Source organism: Algibacter mikhailovii (genome assembly GCF_014651495.1).
Taxonomy (GTDB): domain Bacteria; phylum Bacteroidota; class Bacteroidia; order Flavobacteriales; family Flavobacteriaceae; genus Algibacter_E; species Algibacter_E mikhailovii.
Genome location: NZ_BMWZ01000008.1, coordinates 1 through 15,158, shown reverse-complemented (window position 1 = coordinate 15,158; position 15,158 = coordinate 1). Strand labels below are relative to the sequence as shown.

Annotated in this window: 11 protein-coding genes; 8 read left to right on the top strand and 3 right to left on the bottom strand. The window is 34.7% G+C overall.

The features are described from left to right. Positions 1 to 2 precede the first annotated feature (2 nt). From IE051_RS15450 to IE051_RS15415, 8 genes are all read left to right on the top strand, one after another. Positions 3 to 1,055 carry a M28 family peptidase gene (locus tag IE051_RS15450; RefSeq protein ID WP_189362301.1) on the top strand — a complete coding sequence of 351 codons (1,053 nt, stop codon included), beginning with the start codon at positions 3 to 5 and terminating at the stop codon, positions 1,053 to 1,055. A gap of 68 nt (positions 1,056 to 1,123) precedes the next feature. Then, complete coding sequence (locus IE051_RS15445; RefSeq protein WP_229796840.1) at positions 1,124 to 2,128, top strand: M28 family metallopeptidase; 1,005 nt, start codon at positions 1,124 to 1,126, stop codon at positions 2,126 to 2,128. Positions 2,129 to 2,456: 328 nt separating this feature from the next. Then, positions 2,457 to 2,807 (top strand): 50S ribosomal protein L19, encoded by a 351-nt coding sequence (gene rplS, locus IE051_RS15440; protein WP_189362299.1) that lies wholly within the window; start codon positions 2,457 to 2,459, stop codon positions 2,805 to 2,807. Positions 2,808 to 3,660: 853 nt separating this feature from the next. Further along, the gene (locus IE051_RS15435; protein ID WP_189362297.1) at positions 3,661 to 5,850 is read left to right on the top strand and encodes an NADP-dependent isocitrate dehydrogenase; all 2,190 of its coding nucleotides are present in this window, start codon (positions 3,661 to 3,663) and stop codon (positions 5,848 to 5,850) included. A 141-nt stretch (positions 5,851 to 5,991) separates the two neighbouring features. Then, the gene (locus IE051_RS15430; protein ID WP_189362294.1) at positions 5,992 to 8,367 is read left to right on the top strand and encodes a TonB-dependent receptor; all 2,376 of its coding nucleotides are present in this window, start codon (positions 5,992 to 5,994) and stop codon (positions 8,365 to 8,367) included. 4 nt (positions 8,368 to 8,371) lie between these two features. Beyond that, entirely contained in the window at positions 8,372 to 9,190 is an 819-nt protein-coding gene (locus tag IE051_RS15425) for a DUF4249 domain-containing protein (RefSeq protein ID WP_189362292.1), read from the top strand. Positions 9,191 to 9,369: 179 nt separating this feature from the next. Further along, on the top strand, positions 9,370 to 10,194 hold the full coding sequence (gene murQ / locus IE051_RS15420; RefSeq protein ID WP_189362290.1) for an N-acetylmuramic acid 6-phosphate etherase: 825 nt from the start codon (positions 9,370 to 9,372) through the stop codon (positions 10,192 to 10,194). Continuing rightward, a complete protein-coding gene (locus IE051_RS15415; RefSeq protein WP_189362288.1) occupies positions 10,178 to 10,414 on the top strand; it encodes a DUF6095 family protein in 237 nt (78 codons plus the stop codon). Before murQ ends, IE051_RS15415 begins: the two co-directional genes overlap by 17 nt. 52 nt (positions 10,415 to 10,466) lie before the next feature. Here the strand turns inward: IE051_RS15415 and IE051_RS15410 are convergent, their stop codons facing one another. The 3 genes from IE051_RS15410 to IE051_RS15400 all read right to left on the bottom strand — a co-directional run bounded on the left by IE051_RS15410 (position 10,467) and on the right by IE051_RS15400 (position 14,966). Then, the gene (locus IE051_RS15410; RefSeq protein WP_189362286.1) at positions 10,467 to 10,967 is read right to left on the bottom strand and encodes a hypothetical protein; all 501 of its coding nucleotides are present in this window, start codon (positions 10,965 to 10,967) and stop codon (positions 10,467 to 10,469) included. Positions 10,968 to 11,110: 143 nt separating this feature from the next. Further along, positions 11,111 to 13,549 (bottom strand): helix-turn-helix domain-containing protein, encoded by a 2,439-nt coding sequence (locus tag IE051_RS15405; protein WP_189362284.1) that lies wholly within the window; start codon positions 13,547 to 13,549, stop codon positions 11,111 to 11,113. Positions 13,550 to 13,628: 79 nt separating this feature from the next. Continuing rightward, positions 13,629 to 14,966, bottom strand: a complete 1,338-nt coding sequence (locus IE051_RS15400) for an exonuclease domain-containing protein (protein WP_189362282.1) — start codon at positions 14,964 to 14,966, stop codon at positions 13,629 to 13,631. Between the last annotated feature and the right edge of the window lie 192 nt (positions 14,967 to 15,158).

Sequence of the window (15,158 nt, the reverse complement as noted above, 5' to 3'; positions counted from 1 at the left end):
TTATGAAATTAACTTTTACCATTGCCCTACTAACTTTAGTAGGGACCTGTGCTACACCTAAATACGATACCAAAATAAAAAACCTAAAGGACAGTATCCTATTAGTAGACAGCACCTTGGTTATGAAATATGCAAATACGATAACCAAAGAAGAATTAAAAAATCATTTATTTGAATTCGCTTCAGACAAATATTCGGGAAGACAAGTAGGTGAAAAAGGCCAAAAATTAGCTTCAGCCTTTCTAAAAAATTATTATCAAAATCAGGAGATAGCCTCGCCTTTTGGTGGAGACAACTACTATCAAATGATACCTAATAAATTTTTGTCAAAAGATGTAAAAGACTCTGAGAATGTTCTAGCCTATATTGAAGGCTCGGAAAAACCTGAAGAGACCATTATAATATCATCGCATTTAGACCATCTTGGCATAAATGATAATGGCGAGATATATAACGGTGCAGATGATGATGGATCTGGCACGGTGGCATTAATGGAAATGGCGCAGGCTTTTAACCAAGCAAAACAAGATGGTTATGGTCCAAAACGAAGCATTCTATTTTTGCACCTTACTGGTGAAGAGATTGGAACAAAAGGCTCTCAGTTTTATGTTGAGCATCCTATCCTTCCTTTAAAAAACACGCTTGTTGACCTTAATATTGATATGATTGGAAGGGTTGATGACATTCATGAAAATGATGAAAATTACATCTATATCATTGGTGCTGATCGCTTAAGTAAAGAGCTGCATTATCTTTCCCAAAAAGTAAACAATAAACTCATTCATATCAATTTAGATTACAGATACAATGCTAAAAATGACAGCAACCATTTCTACGAGCGTTCTGATCATTTTAACTTTGCAAAAAAAGACATTCCTGTGATTTTTTATTTTAGCGGGGTGCATGACGACTATCATAAAGCTTCTGACACTCCAGATAAAATTAATTACTCCATGTTAGAAAAGCGAACACAACTTATTTTTGCAACGGCTTGGCAAATTGCAAATCAAGAACATCGTTTAGTTGTTGATAAGTACAACGAACTCTTAAAGTAAATTGAAAAGAATTGGTCTGTACCGCTATATTTTGTATTATAGCCGAACAATTATTAAAATTCAACACTTTGAAAAGCATTGTCTCTTTCTGTTGTGCTACCTTATTATTAGTCTCTTGTAGCAACTCACAAAATAAAACATTAGTAAGCGAAAAAGCAGCAACCTTTGCAAAAACCATAACTGCTGCAGAGCTAAAAGACATGCTCTACACCTATGCCTCTGATGATTTTGAAGGAAGAAAGACCGGTGAACCTGGGCAAAAAAAAGCCATTGAATTCATAAAATCCCATTATGTTGCTAATGAGATTGCCTCTCCTATTGCAGAAGACGATTACTATCAGGAGATTCCAGAATCTTACTTTAGAAATAGCATCAAAGCATCTGAAAATGTTGTGGCCTATATTAAAGGATCTGAAAAACCAGAAGAGGTTCTTGTTATATCTGCACATTTAGATCATATTGGCATAGCTTCTAATGGAGAAATTAATAATGGTGCGGATGATGATGGTTCAGGAACTGTTGCTATTTTAGAAATAGCCGAAGCATTTAAAGCGGCTCAAAAGGCGGGCCACGGTCCAAAACGTTCCATTCTTTTTTTACACGTTACTGGTGAAGAAATTGGTCTTTATGGATCACGTTATTATACAGATGTAGATCCCATATTTCCTTTAGAAAATACAATCACTAATCTCAATATAGATATGATTGGTCGAGTGGACCCAAAACATGAAGGTGGAAAGAATTATTTATACTTGATTGGTTCTGACAAATTAAGTCAGGAGTTGCATGACTTATCTGAAGCGGTGAATAAAAAATACTTTAATCTAGAATTTGATTATACGTATAATGCTGATGATGACCCGAATCGATTTTATTTTCGTTCAGATCATTACAATTTTGCCAAAAATAATATTCCGGTAATATTTTATTTTAATGGCTCTCACGCTGATTATCACAAACCTTCGGATACTCCAGATAAGATTAACTATGAGTTCTTAGAAACTCGTGCCCAACTTATTTTTCATATGGCTTGGGAACTTGTGAATAGAGATGAGCGTGTAAAACTAGATTAACGATTAAGAATAAGTTAGCCTAGGTTATTGTATTTGAAAGTAACCAATGACTAATTTGAAATAAAAACTTAATCCGAAAACACCAACTTAAGGTAATACATAGATACCATCCTTTAATACCATTTAGCAAGCACATCTGCTAGCATAACAGATGAATTCTAATAGAAATATGGAATACAAATCTTTTGATTTAGAAAAAGCACAAAAAAATAAAGCAGAAAAACTTGTTGATTATTAATAAATACCTATTTTTGCACCCAATTTCGGATTAACCTCTGGCGAAAATCGTGAATGTTGTTCTGGATTAATCAAAATTAAATTTAAAGATATGGAATCTTTAGTAAAATTTGTACAAGACGAATTTGTAGCAAAAAAAGAATTTCCGGTATTTGCAGCTGGAGATACAATAACTGTATTCTACGAAATTAAAGAAGGTAGCAAAACACGTACTCAGTTTTTTAGAGGCGTAGTAATTCAAAGAAGAGGTTCTGGAAGTTCAGAAACTTTTACAATCAGAAAAATGTCAGGTTCAATTGGTGTTGAACGTATCTTCCCAGTGAATTTACCGGCATTACAAAAAATTGAAGTTAATAAACGTGGAAAAGTACGTAGAGCTAGAATTTACTACTTTAGAGGTCTTACTGGTAAAAAAGCCAGAATTACTGAGCGTAGACGTTAATAACATACACCTGCAACAGCAGTACTTTAAAGCCTTGAGAAAACTCAAGGCTTTTTTTATTAACAAATGTTCATAACCCCAGTTCATAACCGGTTGATATCTATACAGTTAAATTCTTTGTTTTATTAAACTTAGGTTATATATTAGCTACAGGAATTATAACAATTAACAACTGGTTTCGATTCAACACCGAATTTATATAAATTCCTAATTAAGGTAACGTTCTTTAATATAAATTGTTTTTTGAGGCCAAATCAAGTCACGTGTATGCGTGTATAAGAAAAGGCCATGACATTATATCTAGTGTGAATATGAAAATAGACATCACGTGATACAATGGAAAGCTTAAAAAGTTATTGCAACGAAAGTGAATATAATAACGTAAGCAATGCTGTTAATAGTTGGACACGAAAGTGAATAAGGATTTAATAGCATCAAGAAAAACAGTTCACGAAACATTGTAATGATAGGTCAATACATTTTGAAAATCAGATAAAATGTTTCATTGAATTAACACTGCTTAAACCGCTTGTTTAAATGAATATTTTAAATACTATTAGTGGACACGCCAATAGGGTTGAGTAAGGTTATTTCAAAAAAGCCATGTCAAAGGAGATTAAATTCTGCAGTGATATGGCTTTTGTTTTTTATAACTTTTGTAGTTCTTTTTTAAACTATTCTCACCTACCCTTTACTTTTTTATCATTATTACAAAACTATTCTGTTAAAAGCTTTTCATTTTTCGATTAAATCTAAATACGCTCTAAATTTTGTATATTCGCATCGCTAAAATTTCAGCCTTTCTTAAGATTTCATTTTTAGTACAGTAATAATTCTTTAAAACCCGACACGAATGTCTAAAATTATTTATACAAAAACGGACGAAGCTCCAGCATTAGCAACACGTTCTTTACTTCCTATTATTAAAGCCTTTGTTAAATCGTCTGGCATTAATATTGAAACTAAAGACATTTCTTTAGCGGCTAGAATATTAGCTGTTTTTCCTGATTTTTTGACTGAAGATCAAAAAGTATCAGATGATTTGGCTTTACTTGGTGAATTAGCGAAACAACCGGAAGCGAATATTGTAAAATTACCTAACATTAGTGCTTCAATACCTCAATTAAAAGGCGCTATTAAGGAATTACAAACGTTAGGGTTCAAGATTCCTGATTATCCTAATGAGGCTACCAATGCTACTGAAGAAGACATTAAATCGCGTTACGACAAAATAAAAGGTAGTGCTGTAAACCCTGTATTACGTGAAGGTAACTCTGATCGAAGAGCGCCTAAAGCAGTTTCTCATTACGCGAAAAAGAATCCTCATAAAATGGGGGAATGGAAAAAAGACTCCAAAACTCATGTGGCTTCTATGGAGGCTAATGACTTTTATGGGTCAGAAAAATCTACTACATTAGCTGAGGCTACTGAATTTAAAATTACCTTCAACGGTAAAGAGTTAAAAGGCTACGCTCCTTTATTAGCAGGAGAAATTATTGATGCCTCTACTATGAGTATTAGTGCTCTTAAAGCATTTGCTGCAAAAGAAATTGCAGACGCTAAAGCCAATGGAGTATTATTATCATTACATATGAAAGCTACCATGATGAAGGTTTCAGACCCTATTATTTTTGGAGCTATTGTTGAAGTATTCTACAAAGATGTATTTGAAAAATACGCTGAATTATTTGATGAATTAGGTGTTTCTGCTACTAATGGTATTGGTGATGTTTATGCTAAAATAGAAGGCCATGCTAAAGAAGACGAAGTAAAAACTGCGATTAACGCCGTATATGAAGATGCCCCAGCTGTCGCTATGGTAAATTCGGACAAAGGAATTACAAATCTGCATGTCCCTTCTGATGTTATTGTAGATGCATCAATGCCTGCGATGATTCGTACTTCAGGACAAATGTGGAATGCAGAAGGACAACAACAAGATACCAAAGCTTTAATTCCAGACCGATCTTATGCAGGTGTATTCCAAGCAACCATTGATTTCTGTAAACAACATGGCGCTTTTAATCCGGTAACCATGGGAACAACACCAAATGTTGGACTTATGGCTCAAAAAGCTGAGGAATATGGATCTCATGATAAAACTTTCCAATTAAGTGAAGCTGGAACTGTTGAAGTTGTGGATACAAACGGTAATATACTTTTATCTCAGGACGTAAAAGAAGGAGACATTTTTAGAATGTGTCAAACAAAAGATGCTCCAATTCAAAACTGGGTTAAACTAGCTGTTGATAGAGCTAGAGCAACTGGTTGGCCAGCAGTTTTTTGGTTAGATGAAAACAGAGCTCATGACGCTGAACTAATTAAAAAAGTAAATATATATTTAAAAGATCATGATACTAAAGGTTTAGATTTACAGATATTATCGCCTATTGAAGCAACTATATTTACTTGTGAACGTATTGTAAAAGGCGAAGATACTATTTCTGTATCTGGTAATGTATTACGCGATTATTTAACAGATTTATTCCCAATTTTGGAATTAGGCACGTCTGCTAAAATGTTATCAATTGTACCATTAATGAACGGCGGAGGATTGTTTGAAACTGGCGCTGGAGGTTCTGCACCAAAACACGTGCAACAATTACTTAAAGAAAACCATTTACGTTGGGATTCCTTAGGTGAATTTTTAGCTTTAGCCGTTTCTTTAGAGCATTTTTCTATAGTTAACAATAACGAAAAAGCTAAAATTTTAGGTGATGCATTAGATAATGCGACGGGGAAACTTTTAGATAACAAAAAAAGCCCATCAAGAAAAGCTGGAGAATTAGACAATAGAGGTAGTCATTTTTATTTGGCCTTGTATTGGGCTCAAGAGTTAGCGAATCAAAATGAAGATCAAGATTTGAAAACTGAATTTGCATCTATAGCTAAAGCACTTGCCGATAATGAAGCGAAAATAGTAAGTGAATTAAATGATATTCAAGGTAGCCCAACAGATATTGGTGGTTATTATGAACCTAATGAAACACTCATTAATAACGTGATGCGTCCTAGTAAAACATTTAATTCAATCATAGGATAGTACAATAATCGCATAGATTAAACATATCAAGTATAAATAAAAAGCCTCCCTTATTGGAGGCTTTTTTTATATTTTTATAAAAAAATTGAACTGGCTTAAACGTCCTATCTGCGTTAAGTAAATGAAAAATATCACAAGTAAATGAAAAACCATTTTATCTGGTCCTTAATTGTGATCTGTTTTAGTCTATTTTCTTTACATGCTCAAGAAAAATATACTATAAGAGGTACAATATCAGAGGAAAAAAGTAATGAAACCCTCATTGGTGTGAACATTATAATTCCGGAATTGCAAACAGGAGCCACAACCAATGAATATGGCTTCTACTCAATCACCCTGCCAGAAGGTACTTATAAAATAGTCATTAGTTACCTAGGTTATACAAGCGTTTCTCAAACCATAACCTTAACCGAAAATATGACCAAAAACTTTAGTTTGACTGAAGCCCTTGAAAGTCTAGATGCGGTAGTTATAACTGACGATATTGAGAAATTAAACATTCAGAAACCCCAAATGAGTGTTAATAGATTAAGTTCAAGTACCATTAAGGAAATCCCTGTTGTTCTTGGAGAAGCAGACATCATTAAAGCCATAACCTTATTGCCTGGAGTTACAACTGCAGGTGAAGGTGCGTCGGGGTTCAATGTAAGAGGTGGTGCTGCAGACCAAAATTTAATTCTATTAGACGAAGCCACAATATATAATTCATCTCATCTTTTTGGATTCTTCTCTGTATTCAATCCTGATGCCATAAAAGACCTTAGATTATATAAAGGTGGTATTCCTGCCCGTTACGGCGGTAGAGTGTCATCAGTACTCGATATTTATCAAAAAGAAGGAAATAACAAAGGCTTTCATATGAATGGTGGTATTGGTTTAGTATCAAGCAGGTTATTGCTTGAAGGGCCAATTAAAAAAGAAAAAGGATCTTTTCTTCTAGGAGGAAGATCGAGTTACGCACATTTATTTTTACCGCTTTTTGACAATACTAGTAAGGCCTATTTCTATGATTTAAACACCAAATTGAGTTATAAATTAAATGACAGAAATAATATCTATCTATCTGGGTATTTTGGTAGAGATGTATTTAGAATAGAAGATAGCTTTGAAAATGCCTACGGAAACTCTGTATTAAACTTTAGGTGGAATCATTTATTTTCAGATAAATTATTTGCAAATTTATCCTTAATCTATTCCGATTATGATTATGATTTGAAATTGAATTTTGTAGAATTTGATTGGAAATCTGGTATTCGCAATTTCAATTTAAAATATGACTTAAAGCACTACCTTAGTCAAAAGATAAAATTACAATATGGACTAAACAGTATATATTATAAGTTTAATCCAGGTGACATTAACCCCACCGTGCCCACTTCAGGCGTAAACCCATTTAAATTAACCGACAAATACGCTTTTGAAAATGCGTTTTATATAGATGTTGAACATAATTTATCTGATAAATTAGCGCTTTCTTATGGCTTACGTCTAAGCACCTTTCATAGATTAGGTCAGGATGAATTGAATATCTACGAAAATGATCAGGCCGTAAATTTTAATGAAGATTTTCAAGTTTATGAAAAGGCCGATCCAATAGGTACAGAAACATTTAAACGGAGTGATGTCATTGCTAGTTTTGCCAATCTAGAGCCACGTGCAGCATTATCATACCAATTAAATTCTGAAAGCTCTGTAAAAGCTAGTTATAATAGAATGAGTCAATATTTGCACTTATTGTCAAATACCAACTCCCCTACGCCTTTGGATATATGGACACCCAGTGGTAAATACATCAAACCTCAGTTATTAGATCAAGTAGCCATTGGTTATTTTAGAAACTTAAATAACAATCGGTATTCTTTAGAATTAGAAAGCTTTTACAAAAAAGTCCAAAATAGAATAGACTATATTGATGGGGCAGATTTAGTGGCGAATAATGCCATAGAACAAGTTATATTAAATGGTAGAGCCCGATCCTATGGTATGGAAATTCTTATTCGAAAAAATGAAGGGCGCTTTAAAGGATGGCTTGCCTATACGCTTTCAAAATCGGAACAACAGACCCCTGGAAGAACACCGGCCGAAACAGGTATAAATAATGGCAACTGGTACAGAACACCTTATGATAAAACACATGATATTTCTTTCACTGGAAGTTATGATTTAAACGAAAAATGGAAACTGAACACCAATTTTATTTTTCAAACGGGACAACCGGTAACATTCCCTAACGGACAATATGAATACAACGGTTTAAACATTCCGAATTTCAGTGATAGAAATGCAGACAGACTGCCGTCATATAACCGATTAGATATCGCCTTTAATTACACACCAAAACCCGACAGAAGAAGCGGATGGCAAAGTTATTGGGTATTTGGTATTTATAATGTTTACAATAGAAGAAATGCAGCTTCCATTTCTTTTGGACAAAACCAAGAAACAGGCATGAATGAAGCAACCAGATTATCCATTTTCGGAATTGTTCCTTCTGTTTCCTATAATTTTAAGTTTTGATAGTATGAAGAATTTACAATATATAATCTTTTTTAGTTTACTGACTCTAATGTCTTGCGAAGATGTTATTGATGTTGAATTAGATAGTGCAGAACCAAAATTAGTAATCGACGCATCCTTAAGATGGCTTAAAGGCACTGATGGAAAATCACAAGAAATAAAATTAACGCTTTCAGCCCCATATTTTGATACTAGTGTACCACCGGCTACTGGAGCCCAAGTGACGGTAACTGATGCTGCCAATAACATATATAATTTCACTGAATTTGGTAATACCGGGATTTATAAAAACGCCAACTTTTTACCGGTTATAGGTGGCGAATACAAGCTCAATATAGTTTATGAAAACGAGACCTATTCGGGAACTGAAACCATGATGTCTGTAGTACCCATTAATAGAATTGAACAGAAAAATGACGGTGGTTTCTCTGGTGAAGATATTGAGATAAAAGTTTTTTACACAGATCCCGCCGGAATAAAAAACTTCTACCTTTTCGAGTTTTTTGTAATCAATAGAGACCTGCTAAGCGTTGAAGTTTATGATGATGAATTTACAGATGGTAATGAGATTTTTGGGTTTTATTCAGACGAAGATTTAAAAGCTGGAGAAGAACTTCTAATAGCCATTTCCGGAATAAGTCAACGCTCTTATGAATTCACGAATTTATTGTTACAACAATATGGTGATGGTTCAGGAGGTCCTTTTCAAACACAACCTACTACTGTAAGAGGTAATTGTATTAATGAAACCAACCCTGAAAATTTTCCTTTAGGCTATTTTAGAGTTACAGAAACAGATGTAGTTACCTATATCATAGAATAACCCAACATGGTTTTAACTGCATTATTTTTAATACATATTATTAAATTTCTAGGGTATATTATCATCAAATAAAGTCCATTTTTGACAGATTGTAATGGTATCACGAAATACTTTAATCACATTAAAATCCTAAGGGTTGTATGTCTTCTGCAATCCAAAAATTTGTGTATTTTTAGCCCATGAGTTTTATAAAAACAACAGAGCAAGATTCTAATTATAATCATCTTGAAAAGATGACTATTTCAGAATTACTTCAAAACATAAACAATGAAGACAAAACAGTACCCTATGCCGTTGAAAAGGCATTACCTCAAATAGAGGCATTGGTACAACAAATTGTAGATAAGCTAAAAATAGGCGGCCGACTATTTTATATGGGAGCAGGTACAAGTGGAAGATTAGGCATTGTAGATGCCTCAGAATGTCCACCTACTTTTGGTGTCTCACATGAATTGGTTGTAGGTATTATAGCTGGAGGTGATTCTGCTATTAGAGAAGCTGTTGAATTTGCTGAAGACTCTAAAGTTCAAGGTTGGCAAGATTTGCTAGATTATGCAATTAGTCCAAAAGACGTTGTAGTTGGTATCGCAGCCTCAGGAACAACGCCCTATGTTATTTCAGCCTTAGAAAAATGTAATGAAAATGGCATAATTACAGGGTGCATCGTGTGCAATAAAAATAGCCCATTATCACAAACGGCGCAATTTCCTATTGAAGTTGTTGTAGGACCAGAATTTGTTACTGGTAGCTCAAGAATGAAAGCAGGTACAGCCCAAAAGCTAACACTTAACATGATTACCACCTCCACTATGATTCAATTAGGACATATTAAAGGAAATAAAATGGTAGACATGCAACTAAGCAATAACAAATTGGTTGACAGAGGTGCCAAAATGATCATGAATGAAATACAGGTTTCTAAAGAGGTCGCTTTAGAACTACTTAACACACATAAAAGCGTAAGAAACGCCATAAAAAATTATACTGATGGAGGAAAACAATAAAACAGACAAAAAAGAATTGTTTAAAGGGATAAAGACAATGGCATTCGCTTTACTCAGCCTGTTTATGGGACCTATATTATTAAGCTTCGCCTTTAGTAAACCAGATGACAAACTGTACCTCCCGTTATTAATTTTGGGATGTGCTATTTCCGCAATGGCTATTATTATGCTTTTTAAAGGCATACGCACCATCATGGGTAGTATGTTCAAAAAGAAATAGTTAAAGGAAGGATTACCTAAATATTCGCTAGAGTACTAATTTATGCCAAAATCTACTCGGCCGAAACTTGCCTTGGCGTAGTAGGATTATACCCGAACTCACTATCATTAATAACAATGCCCAAACTGTCAAAAATATAATTGATAATGGCATAATGGTGAATGGTATGACTATTTGCTTGCGCCAACAACGAACCATAAGTGTATGGAATCTGTGTTTTACCTAATCCCAAATCATCAGTAACTAAAACAGTATCATTTATATCAAAAGTTACAACATTCAACTTTCCAACAATAGAAGCCAGATAATCTTGAGCATAACTACAGTCTGATTCTACAGCCTTATTTCTACTTCTGGCCGTTAAATCTACCTGATCATCATGATCAACATTAAAAATACAATCATAAAAATCTAGTATGTGTCTAATATGGCAACCTATACTTGAATAATAAGGAGACACCGAAGCATCACACAATTGAGAATTGGATAAATGATCTAATAGTACCTGTGTTTTTTGAAGTGTTTTTAGAGTAGATTGAATAATGATGTTCATGGACACTAATTTAACTAAATAATTTGAATTTCATAATAGATTGACATATAGTCTTACCACTTTAAAATCCTTACAAATAACAAATCGACTCGATCTAGCAAATACCTTCCATCGCCATCAAAATTTGACCTGGGCGAAAAAGCTTAACCTCTCAATTCCTCCAAAACCAATCGTATCTCTCCATAACTATACTTTTCATCTATCTGATGTTTCAATTCAGACAAATTTTCAAATGTTTTTGTTGGTATCAAAGTCTTCAACTCTTTATAATGTTTTTCGGAAACTAGATCCGTTATGTTAACCTCTCCAGTAGGTATAAAACTCGACAAATGACTAATAATCGTATTGATATTCAACTCACGAAAATCTGCAATCTCCTCCACTGATTTCCCTGACTTAAACAATGCTAAAGACTCTTTTTTAGTATCACCCTTTTTGCGCTTGGGCTTTTTTGGAGCATCAAAAATTTCGACTTCGGCACTCGTCTCTATGTCATGTTCTTCACAGTACGTTTCAATCACTTTCAAAATGGCAGCACCATACTTCTCAACACGTGTTTTTCCCATGCCGTTTACTTCCAACAACTCCTTTTTCGTAGTTGGTAATGTTTCACACATTTCATAAAGTGTTTTTTGAGCAAAAATCTGATAATGAATTAAATCTCTTTCTTGCGCCATATCATTTCGCAACAAACGTAACTTTTCAAACAGCTCCACATTACTGGTACCATCAACAACAGCCTTTCGCGCTTTTTTAGATTTATCCTTTCCAGAAAAAACTGCTTTTGCCCGCAATTCTAAAAACTGCTTCGCATCAAAACCACTAGTCATTCCCTTAAAATACAACAGCTTAACGGTCAGTAAATCTTCAAAAGCATCTATATGTTTTGTGATTTCTCCTCCAATGGCTTGGTTATCTGTGGTAAATGCGAAGGTCTTTAAAGGGGCTTGAATCTTAGTTTCGGTCTCCGTTTTAAAATAGACAGCCCCCTTTTTAAAACGCTCTTGTATTAAAGTACTCTTCTCAGGTAAACCACCATCTACAACAAGTTGTTTTAACTGAGCATTAAACCCATTAGCCACTTTCAAAAAGTTAGTAATGCAATCTTTAATAGACACAAAGGTAGTTTCAATAGGCCCTTTAATAACCGTTCTGTTTTTATAATAGACATCTAAAATCCGGTTCACCGGATACAAAAAACCATAAAAATCAAAAATCTCAGCAATTAAATCCAACTGAAATTGTTTCTGCGAATCTGCTAAAACAGATTCATCAGGGGCATTCTCCTCAGCAGCTTCATTGAAACTCGTCACATTCCTATCACTAATAATTTGATCAGAATGTATCTTGCTCTTCAACACCAATCCCTCTAAAGACTTACATCGACTCAAAGCCACATAAGTTTGCCCGTGCGCAAAAGCACCAGCTGCATCAATAATCGCCTTTTCAAAAGTTAAACCTTGACTTTTATGTATGGTAATACTCCATGCCAAGCGCAATGGTATTTGGGTGTACGAGCCTATTTTTTCCTCAGTAATGGCCTTGGTTTCCGTATCTACCGAATAATTAATATTCTCCCAAGTTTCAGGAGTTACGTTAATATTAAAATCATCTTCAGGGCAGCGTACCACAACTTCATCTCGGCTCAACAAAATAACCTTCCCTATCTTACCGTTAAAATAGCGTTTCGAGGGGTCACTATCATTCTTAACAAACATCACCTGCGAACCAACTCTCAGTTCCAAATCTACAGCATTTGGGTAGGCATACTCTGGGAATTTCCCATCCACTTCCGCCTTATAGTTAAATGGTTTCGTTGTTAATTTTGCCAGCTCACTCTTATTGGTCGCTTCGGCCTTATTATTATGTGTGGTCAAACTTATGTAGCCAGTCTCAGGCTCTGGTGTAAAATCGGGCACAAATCGTTTATTCAATTCATCGGCAGACCTTTGACTCAAAGAATTATTGCGTATCTCATTGAGAATTTCAATAAACTTCGGATTCTCCTGCCTATAAATATGCTGCAGCTCAATGGTAATCGCATTACAATCTCTAAATGCCTTACTACTAAAAAAGAACCCGTTGGCATACAAGTGCTTCAACAAATCCCACTCCTGTTCTTTAATCACCGGACTTAATTGTTGCAAATCCCCGATCATCAATACCTGCACTCCACCAAACACTTTATTGCGGTTTCTAAAACGGCGCAAGGTTCTATCAATTCCATCTAATAAATCGGCCCGAACCATACTAATCTCGTCAATTACCAAGAGGTCCATGCTCTTAATAATACTAATCTTTGTCTTACTAAACTTGCGGTTAAACCCCTTGCTGGCATTCAAATCCGTATCTGGTAAAATAGGACCAAACGGCATCTGAAAAAAGGAATGTATCGTCACCCCCTTTGCATTAATCGCTGCCACACCTGTGGGTGCCACCACAACCAAACGTTTTAAACTATGCATCTTCAAACGGTGCAAAAACGTTGTTTTACCGGTCCCCGCTTTACCCGTCAAAAAAATCGATCGGTGTGTATGGTTCACAAATTGCCACGCCAATTCCAGTTCCCTATTCTCAGTCATTTAATAATTAAAAATTTCGATTTCAAGATACTAATATTGCCTCTTGTATTGGCCCTCTTGCCGTTGAAAAAAATAATATTCACAAATCAACCAGCGCCTTCCTAATTATTTTTTGAATATCTATATTATCTTGTTGTCGTATTAAAAAGACCTCCAAATCTTCAGAGGTATTAATCTGTTCTGTTTTATCTATAAAGCCATAACCTAAATAGGTGCCTTTTTCAATCATAATAAAGGCATCTTCGTAGTCGTATCTTCCCTTTTGTTTTAAAACAACATCCCTTTTATTGGTTGCAAGGCTTTCAATCGCCCGTAAAACACGTTCGTTATAAGTTTCAACATCCTCTTGTGCTTTACAAACACCTTTACAAGAATGTATTTTAAAATGATTACAAGGACCAGTTGTTTCTTGTAAATGACAATATTTTGGACAGAGTTCAAAATGACTACACAACTGTTCAATTTCTTGACGGCAATCGGTTATAGAATGTAAAATCAATATGGGGTTTGGTGTGGCTTTAAGTGTGTTATAGGCTATATGGAGAATCCCTTTTCTATCCCTATAACTAAAAATTGCATGCCTTTTAGGCGCGCGTTTAGCCACCTGGTTATATTCTGGGTAATGTTGTTTAATGGCTGCATCTTCCATTAGTAAGGCTATCAATTCGCTCCCGGAGAGTGCAAAGTCAATATCAGCAGTCTCCCGGCACATGGTTAAAGACTTCTTAGTTTTGCTATAAAAGTGACTTAATACCCGCTTCTTAATGTCTTTAGCTTTCCCTACATAAATAATCTTATTTTTTTTATTCTTAAAATAATACACGCCTGGTGCATTTGGTAGATTGTTAAACACTTCAGTTGGTAAATGCGAAGGCAATGTGGCTTCTTTAGATGATTTTCTTAAGAAATCTTGAAACACAGTTTCTGCATGTTCTTGAGCTTGTAAAAGTTCAAATAAAACAACGGTGGCTGCTGCATCACCTCTTGCCCGATGTCGATCTGCAATATGAATGTCCAAAGCATGACACAATTTTCCTAAACTATAAGATCTATGTCCAGGAATTAATTTTCGCCCTAGGCGGATGGTACACAGTTTTTTTCTATTAAAATCAACCCCTATAGCTTTAAATTCATTTCGAATCGCATTATAATCAAAATTGACATTATGCGCCACAAAAATGCACTGCTCTGTAAACGCCAAAATATTTTGTGCAATGTCTGAAAACGTTGGTGCATTAGCAACCATCCCGTTATCAATCCCTGTAAGCGCCGTAATGTAATCTGGAATGAGTACTTCGGGGTCAATTAATGAGGTAAACTCATCTACAATTTGAGTCCCATCATGTTTAAAAATAGATATCTCGGTAAGCTTATTACTATTACCTGTGGTTTCTACATCTATAATGGTATACATCATGTTTTGAAATAAATCTAGTCCTATTCTTTAAAGAAGATTAAAGATATTAATTATTAAGACATCGCTTTATAATATAAACCAAATCATTGACTTCCACCCAAAAAAAAATCCTCAACAAATACATGTTGAGGATTCAAAAAAGGCAACGACCTACTCTCCCACAAATGTAGTACCATCGGCGCAAATGGGCTT